A 23,264-nucleotide genomic window follows, 5' to 3' on the forward strand; every position below is an offset into this window, starting at 1 on the left:
AGCCAAATCATAAATGTCTAACCATTTTTAGGATGCTGTTTTAAATCTTGCTCATGTATTACAACGGCTTCTTGAGATGTCCGACTTTAAACAAGCATTTCCCAATAGCCCTCTAACTGCAAATACCAATTAGGTGGCTCGAGCCCGCGATCCTTCTAATTATTTTTGCATAATGATATCGGCATATATTTCAGGCGCTGTTCTTTCATCTAATCCGAGATCCTTTTTTAAACGAGGCGGCTGTACTTTGGCGGTAAAAAAGGAGGCGATGGAATTTGAGAAATACTTTTGTGGTAAATAGGGCTTACCCAAATGTGAATAAGTTGGTTTACCCTCCAGGACAGCCTGATTGAGCAGTGCACCAGGCACAGCTTGAGCGATGCGTTCTGCGGCTGACGCTGCTTCTGAGCCTGTGACGTTAACTCTTAGAAAGGCTGCTTGGTATTCAGGATTCCCAATGGTCAACCCGGGGACTTGAATTCGACTCGCAATATTATCGGGTAAAATAATTTTAAATTGAGCTGCTATCTCAGGATGCTTTTTATAGATTGCAAGGATCTTTTGCAAATAAGCGTCCAAATCTTGTATACCCGGATGAAGGCCAAGACGCACTTGCATAGTTGGATGGCATTTTAATTCTTTTAATAAGCAATCAAAAAAGTCTGCATCGATTGCTACTGGCTGGGTAGTACTGCTGATAAAGGCCAATGATTGGTCTTTCGATACGTCTAAAATTTCTCTGATTTCTTGTGGAGTTTTGCTACTTGAAGTGTTTGATGTGGCATAGGCATTATCAATGCTTAAATGCCCAGTAACAAACAATCGATTGCTGGGAACTTGAAAATCGTCTTTGGCAATATCCAAAGGGATGGCCCATTTAACATTGGAACGGGTACTTAGAGTGGGAACCTGTTTCCATAAACAGTGGTTATCCGGTTTAAACATAAATTCATAGGCCATGAGTACAGGCATATTGACCGATTCAGCCAATTGAAAGGGTATTTCATTGTCGACAGAGGGTACCCCTATGTAGGCATACTCGACTTCCTGTTTTTGCAGGTGGCTCACAATCCTATCGAGCTGTTCTTGAGTTAATCGCCCTTCAACAAAATTATCCAATTGGAGAAGCTCAGGAAGCGCTATTGTTTTTACCGAGGGTGGAATTTTGGTGCTGCTAACTTGTTGTAGTGCTGCCTTGGTCAATGAAATAAGAGTAATTCCTTGCCCCTTCGGCGTTAGAACATCAATGGTTTTTAAAGCTAGATTGGTATCACCGACACTACTAACAAAAAATGCGATTTTCATAGAGTACTTTAATAAAGTCAGATGGTCATTGAGGAGGTATTCTGGCATTTTCATATAGGCTTGTAAATTCAATTTCAGGTGTTTGCGTAGCTAAGTCGTTTGTGAGCACAACGAGGCTACCCTGCTGTAATTATGCAAATTGCCTTGCAATAAGTTATCTGGGAATGACTCTATAAATTGACACTTTACAATGTGTTTTTGCAACACACCGGGGTCAGGGATTGACCCCGGTTTATGCAGGTTTTTCACTAAACAGCATGGGATTGACTGAAAACTGAAGGGAGGATGAGTTTTGGTGATGATGGCGTTCAGTAGGTTTAGCTGGTGTAGCCTTGATGGAGCGAAGCGCAATCAAGGTTTATTTATCTCAATCCATGAGTGTAGTAGGCGACTATCCAAAAATCGGGCTGATGCTTAAACCAATTGAGCAGTTTAATGTTAGAAAGGATAACTCTGATTACGCTTCGCTCCATCAAGGCTACTGACTGACTATATTTATCAGAAAATCACTATTGCTTATTAAGGAAAATTATGATGTCAAAAAAGAGTACAATCTTTTTAGGAGCTGGTGCGTCATTTGATGCAGGATATCCGTTAACCTCAGGACTTTATGATTGTTTAGATAACTATTTTTCTACTGCTGATGCAACTCAAAAAAAAGAATGGGAAAGATTTAAAAGATACAGAAGTGAGGCGGATGGACGAATAGGCTCAATTTTAAAAAGTAATAATTTAGAATTAGTGCTTACGTTACCTGACTTACTTGCTGCGTCAATTGAGGATTACGATTTAGAAACGGAGAGACTCATTGGGGATATGGAGTCTTTGCAGGGAGCGCAAGAGTGGAGTAGGAGAGTAACATCTAAAGAGCACAATGAATTGCAAGAAGCAAAGCAGATACGTGATTTATGTCTCAGATTATTCGAAAATTTTTTTAATTATTTATCTTTTAAAGACAGTGCTAATGAACCACCTAATTATTATAAGAAAATGTTAAAAAGGTTTGATACAGTCATTACTACTAACTGGGATAGTTTATGTGAGCGAACTTTATTTACTAGTGGGCAGTGGAGTCCTTACAATGGTTATGGAATTGAAGTAACCAATGTAGTGACTAAAACTCTATCAAAAAAAATGATCTATAAACTTCATGGAAGTTCAGGATGGAGGTTTGATTCAGAAAGTAATGATTTTTTCTTAGAGGATTTATTTAAAAAATATCTAATCAAAGAGGCTCCTCTAGAAAGACAGTCAACATCAGAAAGTGAATATATTTTCATAACACCTAGTTATTTAAAGCAACTTGATAATCACAATCTAATTAAGATTTGGCAAAAAGCTTATCAAGCAATTAATACTTCGCTAAAATTGTCTATAGTAGGCTATAGTCTTCCAAAGGCAGATGTCGCGATTAGAGCTTTATTATTGGCTGCAATAGGGAAAGAAATTGAAGTAATAGACCCATGCCGCGACAATCAAGAAAAATGGGATGTATTCTTTGGTGTTGGCAATTACACGTTTATTCCAAAATCTGCCAGCCGCTATTTTGATGGTTAAACGAAAGCTCTGAAAGATTTTTGAATCGGAAACTCTCAAAACCAGGTATCCCCACTAACAATCTCACCAGGCATTGTCTGCTTCAAAAAATTAATCTCTTCCGGGGTGGGTTGGTTAGGGCCGAAATAAATATAGGTTGTTCTTCCTGCATGTTCAGGCACTTCATCTTCAATATCTTCGATATACACAACGTCCGGGTTATCGGGATCTTTATTGACCCAGTAACCGCGTATGCCAAATTGCTCGCCTGAGTGAACTTCAGTACCTTTCGCTGCGTGGGTATGCATCTTTTATCCTTAAAAGAAATGTTACCGTTTAAAGATAGTATAGTTTTCGCATTAATTCCTGGATTGCTTAGTTTCTATTTTCTGATTGGATTCAGGGCAGGGGAGTTAGGTTTCTGTGGCGAGCGTCTGAAAATTTTTATTGCAACTCACCACAGAATAAAATAAGCTTATTACGCATTTTTTGAGATTTAAATGCAGTTGTACAAGCGCTGATAGGAGGGACGGCAATCCCCCGCTACCAGCTAACCACAATTTACACGGGAGTAAATCATGGCTGACGTCATACTAGACGATTTCACGTCTATTTTTCAATGGTTCGTCCACAAGAAAACCCTTTATTCACCTGGTTTTATCTCTTAAGCATTCGGCTTAATGGCTTTTTAGTGTCCATAAAAAGCTGGCAGGCACGTATGGATTTTTGAGATCTCGACGCACGGGTAGGGTCTTTTTCTGTCTTACCCGGGCTATCGCTCACCTTGAAAAAGGAATCAGGATGAATCATTCAATCAATAAAAACCCCTATGCACCTATTACGCGCTTAAAGAGGGGCTTCGTTTTGGAGCGATAAAACCACTCCCGGCCGACTAGGCGCCCAAGACTACACAGCTGTCTGTAGCCTGGGTGCAACGAAGTGAAACCCGGGTTACGGTTCGCCGACCTTCAACCTAGCAACAAAAAACAAGGAAAAAATGATGTCCTACTCACCACTGTTAATCGTTGAAGATGATTTTGTTTGTCAGCACATTTATCTGTCCTTACTCAACGAGTATCAACCCGTTTTGGCAGCGACGGCGGCAGAAGCCCTCGACTGCCTGTCAAAGCAGCCTTTCCATTGCATCCTGCTCGATTTGGGTTTACCGGATAAACCAGGCGAGGAGTTACTTCCTTTAATTCGTCGTAATCCCTTAAATGGCAATACACCGGTGATTGTTATCTCCGCACATGTGGATGAGGAGTTAGGCCAGCAATGCTTGGCTTTAGGGGCGAACCACATTTATGTAAAACCAGTGCTTCCTGCGATGTTGCGGCGAATGGTGGAGAGTGCCTTGTTGCATTAATGAAGTTGGGCTATACCGGATGTGAGTGCATCCGTTTTTTTGTTAATGAAGAGTGGTGTTCACTATTGTTTTCTATTCATAAAATAAACAATATTTTCAATGAAATTTTATGATGAATAAGGGTTGCTCTGCGTTAAATAACGCCAAAGCCACGGGGCGGGGCTTCAATTTAAGGTGGAATTGGACTTTGGTTGGGACTATCGTTATCTACAGCAAATATGTCATTAATCCACTCTCTCTTTATACGCAGATCAGTACATTTACGTAATAAATTAACGACCAATGAACAGGCGTTATCATGTTTAGTAAATAGTGATGCTGCAGCTAACATGTCACTCTCAAGCGAATCGGCACATAGATCATCTATCTCAGCAGTTTTTAATAGTTTACCTTTGGCGCTTTGTTTGGGTATATCCTCGCCGGTAAATATTTCAATGTATAATTGATAAGGGTTGAGGTTTGGGACTGGTTGGGCTTTTTGAAAATAACTAAAAATGTTAAAAAAGGAATAATAAGACAATTGAGGTGCTGGTACTGGTGGCCTTGCCGCTGTTACCAGAATTATTTTATCGGATCTTTCTAATGCTAGCACGGGTTCTAGAGTGCTATTCGATGTTAATAAGCGGACAATAGATTTTCCTAGAGGCACACCACTATCACCATGAACTTCAACTACACTTCTCATGAATTTACCTCATTTTAAGTTATCGCTTTTTCTTATAGCTTAAGGCTGATATCCCTAAAACACTTATTCACACACAATAAAATATTGATAAACGACCTATCTGAAGTACTGTGTTGGAAGACGGCTTTTTTGAATCCTGAATTGCGCCATTGCGCCACGATGCTTTTATAACATTGATTAGAAAAGAAGGGGAATAGGACACAACAGGAAATCAAATTTGGCGGAGAGGCAGGGATTCGAACCCTGGGAAGGTCGCCCTTCAACGGTTTTCAAGACCGCCGCTTTCAACCGCTCAGCCACCTCTCCGACAGGGCAGAATAGTATCTTAACAGGTTGCGCTTTGCAAACGATTTTTAACCCATTTTCAATTTCTGTGTCTTTTCCTTTTTACAGTTCGCAAAATCCTTGTAGATGAGTATAATGTGCCACATTTGCAAGGTTGTTGTGATATAGCTTCTTTGAAAATAAGTCAGGCGCTTATTAGGTAAGAGAGCTATGTCGTGATGGATTAGAGCACTCATAGTTGACAGGTGTTTTTTTATGAAACAGATTCGAGCGTTATTCCTGATAGGGCTTTTGCTTTCTTTGACTGCTTGTGCCAAGTGGTGGAATAAAGATGATGATGATAACAGTCCTTTCCAGGGGATGACAGCCAAACAGTTGTTTACCGAAGCTCAGCAAGCGATGGCTAAAGAACAATACGAGAGTGCTGCCAAGCGTTTGGAAGCCCTCGAATCCATGTATCCCTTTAGTGATTATGCTGAAAAAGCACAGATGGATTTGATCTATGCCTATTACAAGAAGCAGGATTATCCTTCGGCGGCGGCTACAGCAGAGCGTTTTATCCATCTTTACCCGCGAGCCAAAAATGTGGATTACGCGTATTATATGAAAGCACTGGCGAACTTCCAGCAAACACGAGGTACCTTCGCTAACTTCCTGCCATTGGATGAATCCTGGCGGGATCCTGGTACACAAAGCCAGGCTTATGCCGATTTTGCTATTTTGATCGAAAAATTCCCAAATAGCCGCTATAAGGCAAATGCTTTGCAGCGTATGATTTATTTACGCAATATGTTTGCGCAGCGGGAATTAAATACTTCACGTTACTATTACGATCGGAAAATGTATGTAGCAGCCGCGGAGCGTGCCAGCTACTTAGTGAAAAACTATCCCCAGGCACCGAGTGTGCAACAAGCCTTGGTTCTGGTTTATTATTCCAATAAAGCGTTAGGTCTGAAAAAAGCGGCTGATGATGCGCTGGCTGTTTATCAGTCTACTTATCACAAACAAATGCCGGAAACTGTTGTATAGGTTAATAACGTCGTGAGCAAATTAGGGTATCGCTATTGTTTATTTTTTATACTTTATTTGCTCATTCTTTCAGCCCATGCTTTAACGATGGAAGATGCTCGCTTGTTGCAGAAGGAGTATCAGCAATATCAAGCCTGGGTGTTGGGGCGTAATTATTTTTTTGGTACCACCGTCAAACAAGACCGCATCAAGGCACTTGCCTGGCAATTGGTGTATGTGGAGCAATTGCCAGCGCCCTATCCTGAAAAAGAAAAACTGCTCAGTGTCTACAGTCAGGGATTATCGGTTGGGCAAAAAGAAGAAGCCAAAAAACTCTCCGCTTTGTTGCGGACGCAATATGATTTTCTACCTCCTTTTAACGAAGACGAATTGTATCGTGTGTATATCCTCCATGAGGAAAAGATTTCCTGGCGTACATTGCAGCTGGTGTTGCCGCCTGAGAAGGTATGGAACAATTTTAATGCTTGGTTGGATTGGCTGGCAAAGACCGCTAACACTGCGCTAGCAGCAACGCTTGAACGGCGTATGCGCGATTTAATCGCTGCCAGGCAATTCCCCATTGTCTATGGCCAGGTTATCGTCAAGGGGCCTGAACCATTGCCGCTGGTTAATTCAGAACTGGAAATTCTGCCGGGTGGTTTTTTTATCGGTCATCCCGACAGAACGACGATTTCTTTTGCTTTGCCCGGTTATAAGTCTGCGAGCTTTGGCATCAATCCCCGTTATGAAGTACAGGCTATTCCACCCATTGTTTTAGACGCGGAGGTGGGGACTAAACCAACTGGCGTCGTGGGGCGGGTTTTACCCTGGGGTGGTGTTGATCGGTCGAATATGTTGTTACAAAGGGTCGTTGGAGAGGGTAAAGCGAGCGAGGATCCCTGGTTCAGGCAGGCGATACCTTTAACGGTCACGAATGGTGGTGAATTTTATACCACTGGTCTAAGCCCGGGACGCTACCAGCTTTTTATCAACACAGCTGGGTTAAGCACTTCAAAGCAATTTACTGTGCGTGATGGTGAAATCCGGGGCTTGTCCTTGATTGATTTACGCCAGAAAGTGGCCCATTAAGCTGGGCTACCTTCGAGTTCTACTGCGGGACTAGTCGTTTTTGTTTGATCGCTTGTTGCATTGAGTCCTGCCAGCAAATCATTAGTCAGATTACGTAACTCTCCGCCGAGCAGGGTAAGGGCTGCATCGCGCTGTAGGTATTCTTCTTCCAGTTCCTGGATTTCGTTAAATTCATCGATAAGGTAATCAAGGCTTTTAAGGCGTTTGAAGGTTAAATCCTGAGTCAGAGTAAATTGAATGCGCTCATTCCATACCAGGGAAATTTCAGCAACACCTAATCCTTGTGCCAAAAGTGTCAAAATTTCTTCTGCAGGTAATTCATAGCCTTTGCAATTGACTCGTTTCTTTTCATTATCAAGGGAAAACAAGAGACAATCAGAGGCTAATTGAAATGAAGGAGGAAGAAGCTCTGGATTACTAAGCCATTGAGCGAAACGTAAGGCTAAATTTTCATTGAGGGCCAAGGGCTCAAGGTGAAGGCCGGGTAGTGATTTTCGTAATAAAGCAGTCAATTGTGAGGCTTGATTGTTGCTTGAGGAATTAATAATCAATCGATTAGACAGGGTATCCAGCATAGCAAATAATCTTTTTTGGACGCAGAATGATTTCGGTAGTAATTCAAATTCCAAATCTTCGGCAAGTTGTGCTTTCTCAGCTCTTTTTATAGTACGGCCTTGCTGTGTTTCGATCGTTTGAATGCGCTCATCTAACATGCGCTTAATGACTCCTCGCGGTAGAATACGCTCTTCTTTACCTAAGCAAATCAAGGAGCAACCAGCTACTTCTTGCACCAGTTCATCGGCGTAAGCTGGTAGCCAGCCATAAATGAAGCGTGCATGGGGAGGACAGGGTTTAAGGATTTCCTCGGCCATAGTAGTCATTAAGTCAGGCTGTTCTTTGAATTCGTAGTGATAAATAAGTGCGTTGTTAAACCACATGATACATCCTCGATTAGCAAAAAAGGGATGCTAACATGTTTCCAAATTGTCTGCGATTACTTAAGGCTTATAAAATTAAATTGCTTTGGATTTATGATCTGGGAGAGGGGGTGGAACTCACGATCTGTCAGTATCGACGTTTTTCCATTCCCCCCGCAGGGTGGGAAACCCTATAATGGCTAATAATCAGTTTGACTTGCTATTCACTAGGGCGAATTCGGTGAAGTTGGGGCAGGAGAGTATTTCTCTTGGGGATGTTGTATAGTTTCCTTCCGCTTTTGCGCCAACACGGCATTGACTTTCCTTAGTTCATTGGTGAGGGCAGCCACTTCTTGCTGGATCGTTTCTAATTTTTTTTCACTTGCCTTGATGGCAAGAACGAATGTTGTAATTTGAGCACTTAGTTCTGGCGGGTTGTGGTTTTCCTGATGTGAACGCAGAGTAGCCATTTCCCGGCGATACTCAGCAAGGTTTCTTTCTTCTTCTGCTTCCCGCATTCCCAGTTGCACAAACTCAGGTTCATAACTGCGATTTAATCCTTCAAGCTCTTCAAGAGTCATTTGGTATAAGGTTTTATAGAGTTGAAGAGGCGGTAGTTGTGAAAAAAAGCGCATGATGTTCTCTCTGTAGTAATTGATTGAGCGATTATATTGCAAGCTGGTTTTCATATAAAGGATATGATTTTAGTATTCACAGTGGGTATTTATTTTTTACAACCTTGCCTGGCCGCCTAGAGTAGGCTGGCCAGGCAAGGCTAGGAGTAAGGTATTAGCTACGTAAAGCAGGTGAGCAGCAGGAAGAGACTTCCAAATGATCTGCCTCAGCTTCTTTGCGTTTTATAGCAAGGACTGAATTGACAATGATTAATTCATCGATAGATGCTTTTTTTTCTTCTATTAAGTCACTTAGTTGCATTTCGTTGTTTTTAATTCGTTCTTTAATCTTTTTAATTTCAATTGATACCTTTCCTTGCTGGCTATCAGCAACAAAAAAAACGCCAAAAAAACCAAGCTGTAAATAACGTTCAGCACCATTGCCGGGAAGACTGGCTAATGCTTCTTTTCTTTTTTCTGCCTCGGCTATACTTTGCCGTTCAAGTGCATCATAGCGTTCTTGCAAAGCAACCAGTTGCTCCTGATCGGCCTCTATACCTTGCTCTGTTGTCTCTATTTTTTCTTCCAGTTTCTCAAAGTGGGGGCCATAGCTGCGATTCAATGCCTCAAGTCTTTCGAGGGGCATATCATTTAAGAATTCAAGCAATTCGTCAGGTTTTTTTTCGGGGTAAAAAGGCATTAATTTCTCTTAAAAGGTCATTAAGGGTGAAAATGATATAGTTGGTTAATAGCAACAGCAAGAAATTTTTACCAGTAAGCGTTAAACGCGAGCACGTAGGAGATAAAATCAACAGTTTCGCGCCCAGCTACGGTAAACCATGGGCCAGCAATGATGCCTACATTGGAAGAAAAATTATATTCTATAGCGGGTGCCAGGGTGATTTTATCAACAGCCCCATGGCCTATCGTGCCGGGCTTTCCCATCGCATCATTGCCTATAATGCCTCTAAATCGAGTTTTTTGCCGATTGGCAATATAAGTTTCCATCACTGCAACCCAGTTTTGGGTTAAGGTTAATTCTGCGGCCGCATCCAAACTCACCAGATCGCCAGGTCGAATGTTGCCATCCGTGTCAGGCGTCCCGCCATAGCTACTTAAACCTTGAATGGATACAGGACTGGCATAAACGTAGGCTAGACTTAAACGCGAACGAAAATAATGAACGTCCGTGAGGTGCAAGAGATGTTGAAAATTAAGGGAAAAAACGGTTTGGTAACTACCTAAACCGGTTGCATCAACGCCGTTACTGGTTGGATCCAGCTTTTTATAATTTCCTGTGGGGATAATTTCTTGCACCAAAAGGCGCAGATCAGGGCGCCAGAGTTTATCTTTTTGTTCTATTAACTGTAAGCCCATGCCGGCAGAGGTATCACCGATACCAGTCGAATTGGCACCTGACAAACGGTTATAGACATAAGGCAGACCAAATTGCACATCCATTCGATCGGTTATGCCATGGGTAAATATCGGGTTTAAAACCTGACTTTGGCCGGTTGGTACATGAATTAATTTCCAATGACGGCTATAAATGCCATCATTGATGGTATCGAAACCGTAAATTTCAAGGTTAGTATGGCCATTAGGCACCGTATGCCCAGCGGGAGCTAATAAAGGACCAGTAAACCAAGGTCCTGCAGCAGAAACTTGGGCATGGGAGAATAGAAGGGCAAGCGTGCATACTGTAAAAAATCCGCGCATAAAGTCCTCTACCTTGCGATACCACAACACAGTAGTGTAGATTAGCCGACTTTTAGTGTTTCGGAAATAGCCATGAAACCTGCAGTTTATCTTCATAAAACTAAACAAAATGCGTTGTTACGCGGTCACCCCTGGGTTTTTCCCAAGGCAATCAGTAAAACAACGGGCAAATTGGTGACGGGTGATTTAGTGGATGTCTTTAGTGAGGAAAAGGAATTCCTGGCAACGGGTGTTTATAATGAACATTCCCTTTATCGCGTCCGTGTTCTTGCGCAAGCTGGAGAAATGAGTGATAACAATTCATTGGCAGCGATTGTCTTGCTGCGCTTAAAGCAAGCTTTAACCATTCGGGAAAGCCTTAATTTACCTAACGAAATGACAACAGCTTACCGCTTGTTTAATAGCGAGGCCGATGGTTTGTCTGGGTTGACCATCGACCGTTTTAATCAAGTTTGTGTAGTAGCCAGTTCAGCTTATTGGGTCGAGGCAAATAAGGAAATGATTAAACAGGCCCTGGGTGAACTTTTACCCCAGGATAACCTTGTTTGGCTGGCGCAAAAAAAGCCCTTGGCCCAAGATGGTTGGAAAAAAGAAACGGAAGAACCGGCCGCAGAGACTGCGCAAGTGCTTGAAGCCGGTGTCATTTATCAGGTTGATTTTTCCCAGGCACAAAAGACAGGCCTTTTTCTTGATCAGCGTGAAAATCATCAGCGTATTGCAGCGTTGGCGAAAGGCAAGAAAGTATTGGATCTTTATTCCTATACAGGCGGGTTTGCTTTACATGCGGCGAAAGCGGGAGCTACTAAAGTAACGGCTGTCGATAGTTCTGCACAAGCGATTCTCCAAGCGAAACAAAACGCAGCATTGAATAATCTTGATACGATCGAATTCATTGAAGCGGATGCGCGTGATTATTTAACCCATGCGGGGGACTATGATTTGGTCATCCTGGATCCACCCAAATTGGTTCCTTCGCAGCAACATTTACAGCGTGCTAAAAACTATTATCGCTTTTTGCACCGAGAGGTATTCAAAGCCATGCGCTCTGGCGCTTTGCTGGTGACCTGTAACTGTTCATCGGCCTTATCTACCCAGGAATTTTCTTCCTTGGTGAGTAGTCAAGCTGCGGCAGTAGGAAAACAAGCGCGTATCGTTGGTATTTTTGGGCCATCGAGTTGTCATCCTACCTTGGCAGCTTTTCCAGAAGGAAATTATTTAACGGCGGTTTTGTTGGCCGTAGTCTGATATCTTCAGGCATTTGCGTAACGTCAAGGCGAAAAAAGTTTTTACTGAGGAAATCCAGATACGACTAAATGACCGAATTAAAATTTTTTTCAACGAAGAGATCAATGTTTTTCGTGTCCTGTATGGCGAGTTTGTAAACATTGTAATACGTCATAAAAACTAAGTTCACAGGCTTGCAGCAGGACTAATAAGTGAAACAATAAATCTGCTGTTTCGTTCATCAGTTCATCCCGATGATTACTCACTGCCGCAATTACGGTTTCAACCGCTTCTTCACCTACTTTTTGCGCACAGCGAGAAATACCTGTTGCCAATAATTCGGCGGTATAACTGCTAGTATCTTTCTTGTCTGCGCGGTCTTGAATCAGGTGAATCAAGTTAGCTAAAAAACTCAGCAGGGCTGGTGTGGCTGGTTGAAAACAGGTAGCGAAACCTAAATGACAGGCTGGGCCTGCAGGGAGTACCTGCACCAATAAACTGTCGCCATCACAATCCCTGGCAATGGATTGCATGATCATGGTGTTGCCTGAGGTTTCACCTTTACGCCACAAGCGTTGTTTGCTGCGGCTATAAAAAGTGACTTGTTGGGTGTCCAGGGTGATTTGTAAGGATTCCTGATTCATGTAACCCAGCATGAGGACCTCAGCCGTTTGGCTATTTTGAATAACGGCGGGAATAAGGCCATTCATTTTGTGCCAATTCAGATCCCCGATTTGAAAATTGTTCATAATCTTACCTCAATGTGATTGGCAGCCAGTTGTTGTTTGACGTCAGTGATACTTAAAATGTTATCGTGAAAAACACTGGCAGCCAGCGCTCCGGAAACCTCTGTGCGCAGAAAAACGTGCACGAAATCAGCCGCTTTTCCGGCGCCACCTGACGCAATTAATGGCACTTTGCTTAACTGGCGAATTCGCGCCAATTGCTTCAGATCATAGCCTTCACGCACGCCATCGGCTTGCATGCAATTCAAGACAATTTCACCGGCACCACGCTCTTGGACTTCATGAACCCAGTCGCTTGTTTTGCGTCTTGAATTTTTACTTTTACTTTCATCGCCCGTGTATTGATAGACATAAAAATCATCCTCTACCCATTGACTGTCAATACCAATCACAACGCATTGACTGCCAAACTCACTGCTTAACTTATTGATTAAGTTGGGATTCTCCAATGCTGGACTGTTGATTGACAGTTTATCCGCCCCGGCATGTAAAATAGCTTTCGCTGTTTCCAGGTTGCGGATTCCGCCTGCCACAGTAAAAGGAATATTGATTGTTGCTGCAATTTGGTTAACCCAGTTGGGACACACACTACGTCGATCACTACTTGCTGTAATATCATAAAAAACCAGTTCATCAGCACCTTGTCTGGAGTAGCGGGTAGCCAGGGGTAAAATATCACCAATAACCCGATGATTACGAAATTTAACCCCTTTCACAACTTTATTATCATGAACATCGAGACAGGGAATAATACGTTTACTTAACATTTTTTTGCCTCGCTAAATAAGCTGCAAGTTCAAAATCACTTTCATAAAGCATGCGTCCGAGGATGGCTGCTGTTACGCCAAGGGAAGATAAAAGAGCGAGATCATCCACATGGCGAATGCCACCGGATGCCTGCCAGTGGAGGGTTGGAAAGCGGTTAATAGCCTCGGAATAGAGCATAAAATTAGGGCCATTCATCATCCCATCACAAGCAATATCGGTACATAAGATTGTTTTAATACCCAATTTTTGGTAGTGATTGACCACGTCCCACAAGTTATCATCGGTCGTCGTTTGCCAGCCATGAATCGCTGGCTTTGGCATCCCTTTGTCGGTGTGAACATCCAAGGCTAAAACAAGTTTATGCGCACCTAACTGGTTGATAATTTCTGCTGTAAGTTCGGGATTGGTGATGGCGATACTTCCTAAAACAAGCTTATTGATCCCTGCATTAATACAAGCGGTTGCACTTTCAAGGCTGCGAATTCCGCCACCAACCTGCACAGTTAGGGTCGGTGTTTGCATGCTTTTTATGAGTTTCAATTGCTGGATGTTGCCTGTTTTGGCACCATCCAGATCAACGATATGCAAATGAGCTGCACCTTGCAGGGCATAGTGTTGTGCCAGTGAGACGGGAGAATAGTCGTAAATCGACACGTCTTCAAATTGTCCTTGGCGTAAGCGTACACAACGGCCTTGTTGTAAATCAATCGCAGGAATAATTAGCATGGTTCCTCCAACTGTAAAAAATTGTTGAGTAGTTTCAGTCCGGTGTCGGCTGATTTTTCCGGATGAAATTGCATCCCGTAAATATTTCTATACTGCACAATGGCTGTAAAATCTCGGCTGTATTGGCAACGAGCCAAGGCATGCTCATCACTAAGCAACGCATAACTATGGACAAAATAGACATAATCGTCAGGGGCCAATCCTTTTGCCAGCGGCGTGGTTTTCGTCCAGTGCAATTTGTTCCATCCCATGTGGGGGATAGGATGCTCCTTTGTTGGCGATAAACGTTTGATGGCACCAGGAAGCAGGTTCAAACAGGGAACATCGCCTTCTTCACTATGCGCAAACAGTAATTGCATGCCGAGGCAAATACCTAATAAAGGCTGAGTTAGCTGCTGTAAGACTTCAATTAATTGATAGTCATGCAAGGCACGCATGGCGCTTGCTGCTGCACCCACACCAGGTAAAATGACGTGACTTGCCTGGATGAGATCTTCTGCCTGGTGGGTTAATTGATAGTGATAGCCTAAGTGTTTAATCGCATTCGTTAATGAGCTTAGGTTATTACCAGTAATATCAATCACAGCAATCATAAAACCCCCTTGGTGGAAGGCAAGTTATTATCACATCGCAAACAGGCCTGGCGCAGCGCCCGGCCCAGTCCTTTGAAGCAGGCTTCTATCATGTGATGATGGTTTTGCCCCGTCACTTTGATGTGCAAAGTAGCGCCTAAGCTGCTGGCCAGTGAGTGGAAAAAATGCGGTACCATTTCAGTAGCCATGCCACCAACAAATTCACGTGTAAATTCACCTTCAAAAACACAATAGCTACGGCCGCAAAGATCCAACGCAATGGTAACCAGTGCTTCATCCATAGGCAGGGTAAAGCCATAGCGGCCAATACCCCATTTATCTCCTAAAGCCTGCTTAAGTGCTTCGCCCAAGGCGATAGCGGTATCTTCAATTAAATGATGCTCATCGACTTCAATATCGCCTTCCGCGTGTACTTGCAAACCAAAACCACCGTGCTTGGCAATTTGTTCCAGCATATGACTGAAAAAACCAATCGGAGTTTGGATCTTGTTTTCTAGCCCGGCATCCAGATTGACTCGCAATTCAATCGCTGTTTCTTTGGTTTGGCGTTGAATGGCTGCTGTTCTTTCCTGTTGTAAAATGGTCTGTACAACAGCTTTCCAACCGTGGTTTATCTGAATTGGTAAAAAGGAAATCCCCAGATTTTGAGCTAACTCTTTATCGGTTTGGCGATCGCCAATGACCCAAGATTGCTTTCGATCGATCGCATTTTGTTGTAAGAAGGTATCCAGTAAGCCCGTTTTCGGTTTGCGGCAATTGCACTGATCACTGTCTCTGTGAGGGCAGATAAACACGTCGCTAAAATAAATACCTTGTGTAGTGAATAACGAGAGAATGAAATCATGACAGCGTTGAAAAGATTGCTGCGGAAAACGGTCAGTTCCCAAACCATCCTGATTACTAACCATAACCAGACGATAGCCAGCCTGTTGTAAAGAGAGCAGGGCGAAGATAACATCAGCACACAAGCGAATCTTGTCTAAGGCATCCACCTGGAAATCGTCAGGCTCTTCAACCAGAGTACCGTCTCGATCAATAAAGAGAATTTTTTGCATTGTTATTCTCCCTTAAACGTGTTCAATGCCATTAACAGGCGTTGATTCTGGGATTCATCGCCTACACTAATACGTAAGTAGTTTTGGAGCAGAGGAGAGCCAGCAAAATGACGGACCGCAATGTCCTGTTCAGCAAACCAGGTAACCAGACGGACTGCGTAGGTGCTACGTACGAACATGAAATTGGTACGGCTTGGGTAGACAATATCTATCCAGGGTGATTGTTGCAGTTCAGCCATTAATTGGCTACGGGCATTAAGTATTTGCTGTACATTCTGAGCGAACCACTGTTGATCAGCTAACGCTTTGTTAGCCAAGGCAAGCACCACACTGGATAAGGTATAGGGGGGCATAATATTTTTCAGGGCCTGGATAACCTGGGGTTGGGCAATCACAGTCCCCAGGCGTAATCCTGCCAGGCCATAGGCTTTTGATAGCGTACGCAGCACGATCAAATTATCAAAAGAAGCAAGCAAACTTGCAGCACTGGGATATTGAGCGAAATCAATATAGGCTTCATCAACAACCACCACCGCTTTATCTTTGAAGTGTTTACAGAGGTGTGAGACAGCGTCTAAATCCAACAAATTCGCTGTTGGGTTATTGGGCTGGCAGAGCATAATAATTTTGCAATCAGGTTTCCAGAGGGATAGTAGTTTTTGGATATCCAGACTAAAGCTGTTCTCTGCATTCAATGGACAATTAATTATATCAGCCTGCTGTAGACGGGCATAAAAAGCGTACATGGGAAAAGTGGGTGGACATTGCAAAATACTGTCTATTCCGGCACGTAGGAATAAACGCATTACCAGCTCAATCCCATCATCGCTGCCACGAGTCAAGACCATTTGCTCACTACGGATTTGATAGTGTTCAGCGAGTTGTTCCAGCACCAATTGTTGCTGTCGAAAATCCGGGTAATGATTTACAGGAATATCCATAAACGGTATTGGTGATTCGGGTGATTCATTGGCATGTAAGCGGCAATTCAACTCATCACCATTGGGGACATAAGCTTTCATAGTGACCAGATCAGGACGAATTAAATTTAAGACTGACATATCAAGACTCCAAGGTGTTTAACCGTAATTCAATGGCTTTGGCATGAGCGTCCAAGCCTTCAATGTGAGCAAGCGTTTGTGCTGCTTCCCCCAAGGTCCTCAGTCCTTCAGCTGTAATGGACTGTACGCTTAGCGTTTTTAGGAAATCGAGGGTACTAAGGCCGCTATGATTTCTGGCATAACCATTGGTTGGTAAAACATGGTTAGATCCACTTAGGTAATCGCCCATCGTTTCCGCAGCCCAGGGACCGAGAAAAATAGTCCCTGCAGCGCTAATCTCTGGTACCCAATTAACAGCGTCAATACGATTAATAATTAAATGCTCGGGTGCATAGCGATTAATGATATCCAGTTGTTCGCTCCGTTCGTTGCACACGAGAATAATGCTATGTTGTAAAGCCTGCTTAATGATGGCCTGTCTTGATAAGGCAGCTAGTTGCTGGCTAATTGATTGATTGACTTTAGCAGCAAAATCCTCACTTTCACAGAGTAAAATCACCTGCGAATCAATACCATGTTCGGCCTGTGCCAATAAATCGGCGGCGACGAAATCAGGATTAGCCTGATCATCGGCCGTGATCATCACCTCGGAGGGACCCGCAGGCATATCAATTGCGACACCGTAGGGATCGGCTGCCACTTGCGCTTTTGCTTCGGTTACATAGCTATTACCTGGACCAAACAATTTATCCATTTTGGCAATTGATTCGGTGCCATAAGCCATCGCTGCAATCGCTTGGGCACCGCCAATTTGATAAATTGTGTCAATATCACAGAGACGTGCCGCCACTAAAAGGTGCGGATCAATTTCTCCGCGTGCATTGGGTGGTGTACACAAGATTTTGATTGGGCAACCTGCAATTTTGGCTGGAATTGCTTGCATAAGTAAGGAAGAAACCAGTGGCGTACTATTTCCACCAGGTACATATAAACCAACTTTATTGATGGGTCTGTGAGTACGGGCAATCGAAATCCCTTTTGCGGTGACCACTTGTCTTGCTTGCGGCATCACTGCCTGGTGGTAAGTAGTAATAGTCTGTATCGCAGCAGTGAGAGCTTGTAATGCCTGTGCGCTAATTTCTGCTGTCTCGATAGTGTCAATTGCAACCTGCAAGCTGCTTAATTCGACTCGATCAAATTCACGTGTAAAAGCAAATAAAGCGTCATCCCCTCGTTGTTGTACTGTAGCAATAATGTCTTCGACCTGTTTGCGGCAGTAATTATTGATTCGTGGTCTTGTTAGTTGTTGTTGTTTTTCTTTCAGGGATAAATTTTGCCAATTATTGATAGTTAACATCGGAGTCACTCCAGCATTTTTTCAATGGGTAGTACCAGGATTGAGCTGGCACCCAGGGATTGAATTGTTTCCAAGGTATTCCAGAAAATACCTTCACTGGAAACGACGTGGACAGCTACTTTCTCTGGATTAGCCGGCAAGGGCATAATGGTCGGTGATTCCGCACCGGGTAGCTGCTCACAGATACGCTCCAGGGCCATTTTTGGTGCATGAAAAAGAATGTATTTTCGTTCACTCGCTTGTTGGACAGCCTGGATCCGTCTTTGCAACATGGCAAATAAATCGTGGAACGAAGGATCCATAATGTGCTCGGCTTGAATAAAAACAGCCTGGCTATGCAGCACGATTTCAACTTCAACTAATTTGTTATCTTCCAGGGTTTGACCGGAGGAGACCAAGTCACAAATGACATCGGCCATTCCCATACGGGGGGCTACTTCAACTGAACCTGACAAAACAAGACTTTCGGCACAGATCTGTTCTTTCGCTAAATATTGTGCTAACAGCAGGGGATAACTGGTAGCAATACGTTTACCATCCAAACTGCCTGGACCACGATAGTCAAACGTTTCGGGTACTGCAATGGATAAACGGCAACGGCAATTTCCTAAGGTTAAAATGGTTTGATAGGATTTAGTTGTTGCACTCAGAGCAGCTTCCAACAAGACATTCTCGCCAACAATGCCGCCATCACAGAGGCCATCAAAAATGAGGGTTGGGATATCATCATCACGAACAAAAAGCAGATCAATGGGAAAGTTATCAACGTGGGCAAGGAGACCATTCTCTTTAATACGAAATTTCAAACCACACTTCTGCAACAAACTTAGGGATTCTTGCGCTAAGCGCCCTTTTTTCTGCAAGGCTATACGTAAACGTTTTTTCACGACTGCTCCAAGCGTTCAGCAATTAAGGAATAGCCGCCGCTACCAAAACTCAGGCAACGGGCGACACGAGTTATCGTTGTGACACTGACTCCTGTCTGCTCATGAATGCTGCGGTAGGGGATCCCTTGCTGCAACATAGGAACAACTTCCCAGCGATCCACCATGGCTTCAAGTTCAGCGGGTGTGCATAAATCCGTAAAGAAGGCCAAGGCTTCATCCGCATTGTTTAGCAGACTAATCGCATGCATGAGTTGATGAGTAGCATGTTGTTTGTTGCTATGATGTGCTTTCATGATAATGTATTAACGTAATATAACATTGTTACATTGTATTGATTCCACTCTACGCTGTCAAATAAATTTGACAGCACTCTGGGTTTGCGTTGAGATGTTGTTTTTCTGTGGGAGAAAGGAATGCTGTTAGAGAAAGAAACGTCCTGTGTTGTATTGATTGATGTGCAAGAAAAATTAACCCCCTTTGTCCAGGAAGCAGATGCCTTGGTAGCGAGATGCCAATGGGTCATCCACCTGGCGAAAGAATTGGGAATCCCTTTGTTAGTCAGTGAGCAATACCCTAGTGGCTTGGGTGCCACTGTCGAGCCCTTACATTCCCTGATTGCGCAAGGTGAATGTTTTGAAAAAGTACACTTTTCCTGTTTTCGACAACCCGCCTTTAAGCAGAGCTTAAAAGCGCTCAATAAAAAGCAACTTGTTTTAATCGGTATCGAAGCCCATGTGTGCGTTTTACAATCAGCAATAGAGATGAAGACAGCGGGTTACGAAGTCTATCTCGTAGTTGATGCGGTAAGCAGCAGAAGTCAACTTGATTATAGTTATGGCCTTAGACGTATGGAGCAAGCTGGTATTCATTTAGTGACTTCAGAAATGGTATTTTTTGAATGGGTTGGCCAGGCTGGTACACCGCAATTCAAAGCATTAAGCAAAGCCTATTTACAACAAAAGGATAAACAATGAATTTAGATAATCAAATCGCTGTTATTACCGGTGGTGCTTCAGGAATGGGCAACGCCTGTGCACAAGCATTAACTGCACGTGGGGTAAGGGTTGTTATCTGGGATAAACAGATAGCGGCTAGTACTGCCAAAGAATTTGCTTTTGCTGTGACTTGTGATGTGAGTTCTGCCGACGAAATTGAGCAGGCACTGCAAAAAACGATTGTACAAATCGGTGTACCAAGAATTTGCATCAATTGTGCTGGGATAGCACCTGCTAAACGGATGGTAGGTAAAGAAGGTGCGATGCCTTTAGCTGCTTTTAAGCAGGTTATTGATATTAATCTGGTAGGAACCTTCAATGTCATGCGAGTAGCAGCTACTGCGATGGCCACGTTGGAACTTGAACCGGGTTCGCAAGAGCGGGGGGTCATTATTAATACGGCCTCTATTGCTGCTTTTGAAGGGCAAATTGGCCAGACTGCTTATAGTGCTTCCAAAGGCGGCGTTGTCGCGATGACCTTGCCTGCGGCGCGAGAACTGGCGCAACATGCCATTCGCGTGAATACGATAGCACCCGGTTTAATTGCGACACCAATGCTACTCAACATGCCGCAGGAAGTACAAGACAGCTTGGCCGCTACGGTAACGTTCCCTAAACGGTTAGGCAAGCCAGAGGAATTTGCAGCACTTGTGCTACATATTATTGAAAATAGTTTTATCAACGGTGAAGTCATTCGCTTCGATGGTGCTTTACGGATGCAAGCCCGTTAAGCGATTAAGTTTGTCAAAGCCTCTTGCGAGATCACTTCGGTGTCAGCTGCTATAAAAAATCCAATTAAAATTTATTCTCAGTGGCTGTTAGCGCGATGAGGAGAGATGAGCATAGGCGAATGCAGCATTGCTAAGTACGCAGGGTTTTATGATGACGTAATCTGTTTTTGGCAAGAGAAAGCCAGTAAGCCTCTTAGAGGCTTACTGAAGTCGATTAGCCTGGTCTTTGGCCTTAGGAATTGCTGGCAAAGGGGTTGTTTATTTCGGTTATTCCATTTGCTGTATTGGCCTCCCTGCCAACGCCTTGGAGAAGCGGTGCAAACATATTAAAAATAGTGTTTACGTTGCTAATCCCTGGCAAGCCTTCTTCTTGAACTCCTTCATCATCGACTTCAGAAGTAGGGTTGAAGTCACTCGGAACTAAAGAAGTTAGTTGGCTCAACGCTTTCAAAGAATCTGTAATTTTATTAAGTTGGTTAGAGAGCCTGGTCAGACTTTGAAGCTCAACATCCAAATTTTTTATTTCCTCTATGTCTTTTACGGCATATTTATTTTCCATTTCTGCTATTTCGTCGAGTAATAGCCTCTGTTCATTTAGCATTCGACTATAGCTGGAGGGAGCCCTGCCTGATTTGAGAGGAAAACCGCGAATCTTTTTTTGTAATTCAGCTAATTCCGATTGTTTTGCAATCAGTACTAAAGAATGCTGAAGAAATTCCATGGTCAACTGTTTCAATTCCTCAAAGTTATCAAACTTAACTCCGAAGTACTCTAGGGCTTTATCGATATTGGTCAAGTTTTGTGAACCTGCTTTAGCAAATGCCATGCGTTGTCTATAGTCCAACTTCTTGTGGAAGGCATTTGCTGCGGTTTGCACTTTTTTTTGTAAAGCGATCACGTCTTTATCTTGACGAACTCTTTCCATAACGTCTGTATCATGTTTATCCGTAAAAGCATCCAATTGACTTTTTAACCTCCTTTCGCCGGAGTTAGTGGGAAGTACTACACGTCGGAGTCTTTCGATGTTGGTTTGGTAGTATTCGATTGCTTTTTCAATAGAGGCGTCTGTGCTGGAAGAGGGGTGCTCCGCTAAATAGCGTTTAAGGGTTGATATTAATTGCTTATAGAAAGCAATTGACTCTATCGTTTTGTCGCGATTGGCAGTGAGCGCTTTTTTAAGTGGGTGGTTTTCTGTTGATAAGATAGTATGAGCAATTGGCAAACCGCTCTCATCGCTTCCAAAAAGGGAAGCACCATGCCTTATCAATACCGATAAACAATCAGCGATTGGATTTTCCCTGATATCACAGCTTAGACAGTAATGAACGGCAGAAGGATAAACGATCCCTTTGACAGTAACTTCCTGGTTATTAATATTAACGTCACCATGTTGCAAAATAAAATCTAATAACCGATGATTTCTGGTCAGTAATGCCATCTCCAGGTAATTTTCTAAAAGATAATAAAAAGAAGGCATTTGCTCCGCTACTTTAAATTCACCTTTTATCACGAGTCGCGTAAATAATTTTTGTCCTTCGTTCTGCACTTGTTGCTGTATATTTTTTAATTTGGTTAATGAGTTTAGAGAGACAAGGGTTTCGCTATCCTCTAATGTTAAAGAGAGTTCATTAATTCTTGCCAATAAATCAGCAAGTTGAGTGGCGTAGATCTCATCACTCTCTTTAGCCAGTTTGTTAAATTCTGTAGTAATCCGCTGAACTTTTTTATCAAAGGGAGAGGGTTTAACTTTCACTGGTCCCTTCTTGGCATTTCCTTGTTTACTCGGGGTGGATGGTTTTACTTCGCCAGAATGGCTCACTGTTTCTTTGCTGGTTTTTTCACCCACTACAAGAGATGAAGAGTGTGTTTCTGTGGCGGTCTCCAAGAGTTTATATCGCTCTGTAACCGCCGTGATCATGCGCTGTGTATATCGATAAACATTTTGATAATGATCATGCTTGACTAATCGTGCCAAGCGTTTTGCTATTTCAGCACCTTCCCTTAGTGTAGCCAGATAATTTTCATGATTATGAGCTATCGAGGTGGCTAATAGAGACGCCTCTCGGTCCCATTCACTATATTGTGTTTCTAACGCTTTAACCGTATCAGTCAGTTGCTTCCTAATGTTTTTAATCAGAGGTTTAGCATAAGCACGAGCCAAATTAATAAAGTCTTCCTGTAACTGCTCGCTTTCGAAGGGCGTGAAACTGCCGTCAGTTTCATTCTGGATGGAAAACACAGGTTTTACTGTCATGTCGTTTTGATCATTATAATAGACATGTAATTGATATCTTGTTCCATCTCGCCCTTTGAAATAGGCCGTGTAGTGATATTGACTAAGGAAAGGGTTTGCCTGGTTTTCGGTTTGGTAAACACTGACATGGTGATCGAGTAAAAGATACTCGCCGTCTTGCAGTACAACCGGGTGGGTATGTTCTAACTCAAAGCGGTAATACAGGCGCTCTTCTTTAGTGGAATCCAACTTGACAGACTGGCAATTAGGGAGAGGAGCTTCGGAGGCTGCAAGATAAAAATCAACGAAGTTAAAAAGCACATTTTTTGCCATAATCAGTTTTTCCGTGATAAAAAAAGAACAGATTATATATTTTAAGGGAAAAATGATCAATTACAGACAATTATTATAAATTATTATTGTT

Annotated in this window: 24 protein-coding genes and 1 tRNA gene; 7 read left to right on the top strand and 18 right to left on the bottom strand. The window is 43.0% G+C overall.

Going from position 1 to position 23,264, the window contains the following annotated elements:
- Positions 1-159: 159 nt before the first annotated feature.
- Positions 160-1,305, bottom strand: coding sequence for a hypothetical protein (locus DYC89_RS06505; RefSeq protein WP_115221044.1), 1,146 nt, complete (start codon positions 1,303-1,305; stop codon positions 160-162).
- A 531-nt stretch (positions 1,306-1,836) separates the two neighbouring features.
- On the opposite strand from DYC89_RS06505, the gene DYC89_RS06510 reads away from it, so the two are divergent.
- The gene (locus tag DYC89_RS06510; RefSeq protein ID WP_115221045.1) at positions 1,837-2,862 is read left to right on the top strand and encodes an SIR2 family protein; all 1,026 of its coding nucleotides are present in this window, start codon (positions 1,837-1,839) and stop codon (positions 2,860-2,862) included.
- A 35-nt stretch (positions 2,863-2,897) separates the two neighbouring features.
- On the opposite strand, the gene DYC89_RS06515 is transcribed toward DYC89_RS06510, so the two are convergent.
- Positions 2,898-3,149 carry a hypothetical protein gene (locus DYC89_RS06515; protein WP_115221046.1) on the bottom strand — a complete coding sequence of 84 codons (252 nt, stop codon included), beginning with the start codon at positions 3,147-3,149 and terminating at the stop codon, positions 2,898-2,900.
- A gap of 689 nt (positions 3,150-3,838) precedes the next feature.
- On the opposite strand from DYC89_RS06515, the gene DYC89_RS06520 reads away from it, so the two are divergent.
- The gene (locus DYC89_RS06520; RefSeq protein ID WP_245953959.1) at positions 3,839-4,207 is read left to right on the top strand and encodes a response regulator; all 369 of its coding nucleotides are present in this window, start codon (positions 3,839-3,841) and stop codon (positions 4,205-4,207) included.
- Positions 4,208-4,376: 169 nt separating this feature from the next.
- Here the strand turns inward: DYC89_RS06520 and DYC89_RS06525 are convergent, their stop codons facing one another.
- Together DYC89_RS06525 and DYC89_RS06530 are read right to left on the bottom strand one after the other, a co-directional pair.
- Positions 4,377-4,892: a hypothetical protein gene (locus tag DYC89_RS06525; protein WP_115221048.1), complete on the bottom strand. Its 516-nt coding sequence runs from the start codon at positions 4,890-4,892 to the stop codon at positions 4,377-4,379.
- 218 nt (positions 4,893-5,110) lie between these two features.
- Positions 5,111-5,198 (bottom strand) — tRNA-Ser (locus tag DYC89_RS06530).
- Positions 5,199-5,432: 234 nt separating this feature from the next.
- Here DYC89_RS06530 and DYC89_RS06535 point away from each other — a divergent pair.
- Positions 5,433-6,206 (top strand): outer membrane protein assembly factor BamD, encoded by a 774-nt coding sequence (locus DYC89_RS06535; RefSeq protein ID WP_115221049.1) that lies wholly within the window; start codon positions 5,433-5,435, stop codon positions 6,204-6,206.
- Between the two features lie 12 nt (positions 6,207-6,218).
- A complete protein-coding gene (locus DYC89_RS06540) occupies positions 6,219-7,274 on the top strand; it encodes a hypothetical protein (RefSeq protein WP_115221050.1) in 1,056 nt (351 codons plus the stop codon).
- Here the strand turns inward: DYC89_RS06540 and DYC89_RS06545 are convergent.
- The 4 genes from DYC89_RS06545 to DYC89_RS06560 form a co-directional block, all read right to left on the bottom strand.
- A complete protein-coding gene (locus DYC89_RS06545) occupies positions 7,271-8,212 on the bottom strand; it encodes a recombination-associated protein RdgC (protein ID WP_115221051.1) in 942 nt (313 codons plus the stop codon). The genes DYC89_RS06540 and DYC89_RS06545 overlap by 4 nt on opposite strands.
- A 206-nt stretch (positions 8,213-8,418) precedes the next feature.
- Positions 8,419-8,826 carry a hypothetical protein gene (locus DYC89_RS06550; protein WP_115221052.1) on the bottom strand — a complete coding sequence of 136 codons (408 nt, stop codon included), beginning with the start codon at positions 8,824-8,826 and terminating at the stop codon, positions 8,419-8,421.
- A gap of 154 nt (positions 8,827-8,980) precedes the next feature.
- Positions 8,981-9,505 carry a hypothetical protein gene (locus tag DYC89_RS06555; RefSeq protein WP_115221053.1) on the bottom strand — a complete coding sequence of 175 codons (525 nt, stop codon included), beginning with the start codon at positions 9,503-9,505 and terminating at the stop codon, positions 8,981-8,983.
- A gap of 68 nt (positions 9,506-9,573) precedes the next feature.
- Positions 9,574-10,524: a transporter gene (locus DYC89_RS06560; protein WP_115221054.1), complete on the bottom strand. Its 951-nt coding sequence runs from the start codon at positions 10,522-10,524 to the stop codon at positions 9,574-9,576.
- 72 nt (positions 10,525-10,596) lie between these two features.
- On the opposite strand from DYC89_RS06560, the gene DYC89_RS06565 reads away from it, so the two are divergent.
- A complete protein-coding gene (locus DYC89_RS06565) occupies positions 10,597-11,769 on the top strand; it encodes a class I SAM-dependent rRNA methyltransferase (protein ID WP_115221055.1) in 1,173 nt (390 codons plus the stop codon).
- Between the two features lie 101 nt (positions 11,770-11,870).
- Here DYC89_RS06565 and hisIE read toward each other — a convergent pair whose 3' ends face one another.
- Genes hisIE through DYC89_RS06610 form a run of 9 tightly spaced genes read right to left on the bottom strand, consistent with a single transcriptional unit; the run spans position 11,871 to position 19,174 of the window.
- Positions 11,871-12,497 (bottom strand): bifunctional phosphoribosyl-AMP cyclohydrolase/phosphoribosyl-ATP diphosphatase HisIE, encoded by a 627-nt coding sequence (gene hisIE, locus DYC89_RS06570; protein WP_115221056.1) that lies wholly within the window; start codon positions 12,495-12,497, stop codon positions 11,871-11,873.
- On the bottom strand, positions 12,494-13,261 hold the full coding sequence (gene hisF, locus DYC89_RS06575; protein WP_115221057.1) for an imidazole glycerol phosphate synthase subunit HisF: 768 nt from the start codon (positions 13,259-13,261) through the stop codon (positions 12,494-12,496). The genes hisIE and hisF overlap by 4 nt, the downstream gene beginning before the upstream one ends.
- Positions 13,251-13,988, bottom strand: coding sequence for a 1-(5-phosphoribosyl)-5-[(5-phosphoribosylamino)methylideneamino]imidazole-4-carboxamide isomerase (gene hisA, locus DYC89_RS06580; RefSeq protein ID WP_115221058.1), 738 nt, complete (start codon positions 13,986-13,988; stop codon positions 13,251-13,253). The genes hisF and hisA overlap by 11 nt, the downstream gene beginning before the upstream one ends.
- Positions 13,982-14,581, bottom strand: coding sequence for an imidazole glycerol phosphate synthase subunit HisH (gene hisH, locus DYC89_RS06585; protein ID WP_115221059.1), 600 nt, complete (start codon positions 14,579-14,581; stop codon positions 13,982-13,984). Before hisH ends, hisA begins: the two co-directional genes overlap by 7 nt.
- Positions 14,578-15,636: a bifunctional histidinol-phosphatase/imidazoleglycerol-phosphate dehydratase HisB gene (gene hisB / locus DYC89_RS06590; RefSeq protein ID WP_115221060.1), complete on the bottom strand. Its 1,059-nt coding sequence runs from the start codon at positions 15,634-15,636 to the stop codon at positions 14,578-14,580. The genes hisH and hisB overlap by 4 nt, the downstream gene beginning before the upstream one ends.
- A gap of 2 nt (positions 15,637-15,638) precedes the next feature.
- Positions 15,639-16,697 carry a histidinol-phosphate transaminase gene (gene hisC / locus DYC89_RS06595; RefSeq protein WP_115221061.1) on the bottom strand — a complete coding sequence of 353 codons (1,059 nt, stop codon included), beginning with the start codon at positions 16,695-16,697 and terminating at the stop codon, positions 15,639-15,641.
- A 1-nt stretch (position 16,698) separates the two neighbouring features.
- The gene (gene hisD, locus DYC89_RS06600; protein WP_115221062.1) at positions 16,699-17,994 is read right to left on the bottom strand and encodes a histidinol dehydrogenase; all 1,296 of its coding nucleotides are present in this window, start codon (positions 17,992-17,994) and stop codon (positions 16,699-16,701) included.
- A gap of 5 nt (positions 17,995-17,999) precedes the next feature.
- Positions 18,000-18,881 (bottom strand): ATP phosphoribosyltransferase, encoded by an 882-nt coding sequence (gene hisG, locus DYC89_RS06605; protein WP_115221063.1) that lies wholly within the window; start codon positions 18,879-18,881, stop codon positions 18,000-18,002.
- Positions 18,878-19,174, bottom strand: coding sequence for a YerC/YecD family TrpR-related protein (locus tag DYC89_RS06610; protein WP_115221064.1), 297 nt, complete (start codon positions 19,172-19,174; stop codon positions 18,878-18,880). The genes hisG and DYC89_RS06610 overlap by 4 nt, the downstream gene beginning before the upstream one ends.
- Positions 19,175-19,294: 120 nt before the next feature.
- Here DYC89_RS06610 and DYC89_RS06615 point away from each other — a divergent pair, with 120 nt between their 5' ends.
- Together DYC89_RS06615 and DYC89_RS06620 are read left to right on the top strand one after the other, a co-directional pair.
- Positions 19,295-19,855 (top strand): hydrolase, encoded by a 561-nt coding sequence (locus DYC89_RS06615; protein WP_115221065.1) that lies wholly within the window; start codon positions 19,295-19,297, stop codon positions 19,853-19,855.
- Positions 19,852-20,607 carry an SDR family NAD(P)-dependent oxidoreductase gene (locus DYC89_RS06620; protein ID WP_115221066.1) on the top strand — a complete coding sequence of 252 codons (756 nt, stop codon included), beginning with the start codon at positions 19,852-19,854 and terminating at the stop codon, positions 20,605-20,607. The genes DYC89_RS06615 and DYC89_RS06620 overlap by 4 nt, the downstream gene beginning before the upstream one ends.
- A gap of 232 nt (positions 20,608-20,839) precedes the next feature.
- Here DYC89_RS06620 and DYC89_RS06625 read toward each other — a convergent pair whose 3' ends face one another.
- Entirely contained in the window at positions 20,840-23,173 is a 2,334-nt protein-coding gene (locus DYC89_RS06625) for a hypothetical protein (protein WP_115221067.1), read from the bottom strand.
- Positions 23,174-23,264 lie beyond the last annotated feature (91 nt).

This window comes from Legionella donaldsonii (assembly GCF_900452385.1).
In the GTDB taxonomy this organism is placed as follows: domain Bacteria; phylum Pseudomonadota; class Gammaproteobacteria; order Legionellales; family Legionellaceae; genus Tatlockia; species Tatlockia donaldsonii.

Coding starts and splice junctions, on each gene's coding strand:
- DYC89_RS06520 (WP_245953959.1), top strand. CDS start 3,839: ATGATGTCCTACTCACCACTGTTAATCGTTGAAGATGATTTTGTTTGT.
- DYC89_RS06620 (WP_115221066.1), top strand. CDS start 19,852: ATGAATTTAGATAATCAAATCGCTGTTATTACCGGTGGTGCTTCAGGA.
- hisA (WP_115221058.1), bottom strand. CDS start 13,988: ATGCTAATTATTCCTGCGATTGATTTACAACAAGGCCGTTGTGTACGC.
- hisH (WP_115221059.1), bottom strand. CDS start 14,581: ATGATTGCTGTGATTGATATTACTGGTAATAACCTAAGCTCATTAACG.
- DYC89_RS06510 (WP_115221045.1), top strand. CDS start 1,837: ATGATGTCAAAAAAGAGTACAATCTTTTTAGGAGCTGGTGCGTCATTT.
- DYC89_RS06550 (WP_115221052.1), bottom strand. CDS start 8,826: ATGCGCTTTTTTTCACAACTACCGCCTCTTCAACTCTATAAAACCTTA.
- DYC89_RS06560 (WP_115221054.1), bottom strand. CDS start 10,524: ATGCGCGGATTTTTTACAGTATGCACGCTTGCCCTTCTATTCTCCCAT.
- hisD (WP_115221062.1), bottom strand. CDS start 17,994: ATGTTAACTATCAATAATTGGCAAAATTTATCCCTGAAAGAAAAACAA.
- hisB (WP_115221060.1), bottom strand. CDS start 15,636: ATGCAAAAAATTCTCTTTATTGATCGAGACGGTACTCTGGTTGAAGAG.
- hisIE (WP_115221056.1), bottom strand. CDS start 12,497: ATGAACAATTTTCAAATCGGGGATCTGAATTGGCACAAAATGAATGGC.
- DYC89_RS06535 (WP_115221049.1), top strand. CDS start 5,433: ATGAAACAGATTCGAGCGTTATTCCTGATAGGGCTTTTGCTTTCTTTG.
- DYC89_RS06525 (WP_115221048.1), bottom strand. CDS start 4,892: ATGAGAAGTGTAGTTGAAGTTCATGGTGATAGTGGTGTGCCTCTAGGA.
- DYC89_RS06610 (WP_115221064.1), bottom strand. CDS start 19,174: ATGAAAGCACATCATAGCAACAAACAACATGCTACTCATCAACTCATG.
- hisC (WP_115221061.1), bottom strand. CDS start 16,697: ATGTCAGTCTTAAATTTAATTCGTCCTGATCTGGTCACTATGAAAGCT.
- DYC89_RS06555 (WP_115221053.1), bottom strand. CDS start 9,505: ATGCCTTTTTACCCCGAAAAAAAACCTGACGAATTGCTTGAATTCTTA.
- DYC89_RS06625 (WP_115221067.1), bottom strand. CDS start 23,173: ATGGCAAAAAATGTGCTTTTTAACTTCGTTGATTTTTATCTTGCAGCC.
- DYC89_RS06565 (WP_115221055.1), top strand. CDS start 10,597: ATGAAACCTGCAGTTTATCTTCATAAAACTAAACAAAATGCGTTGTTA.
- DYC89_RS06505 (WP_115221044.1), bottom strand. CDS start 1,305: ATGAAAATCGCATTTTTTGTTAGTAGTGTCGGTGATACCAATCTAGCT.
- DYC89_RS06615 (WP_115221065.1), top strand. CDS start 19,295: ATGCTGTTAGAGAAAGAAACGTCCTGTGTTGTATTGATTGATGTGCAA.
- hisF (WP_115221057.1), bottom strand. CDS start 13,261: ATGTTAAGTAAACGTATTATTCCCTGTCTCGATGTTCATGATAATAAA.
- DYC89_RS06545 (WP_115221051.1), bottom strand. CDS start 8,212: ATGTGGTTTAACAACGCACTTATTTATCACTACGAATTCAAAGAACAG.
- DYC89_RS06515 (WP_115221046.1), bottom strand. CDS start 3,149: ATGCATACCCACGCAGCGAAAGGTACTGAAGTTCACTCAGGCGAGCAA.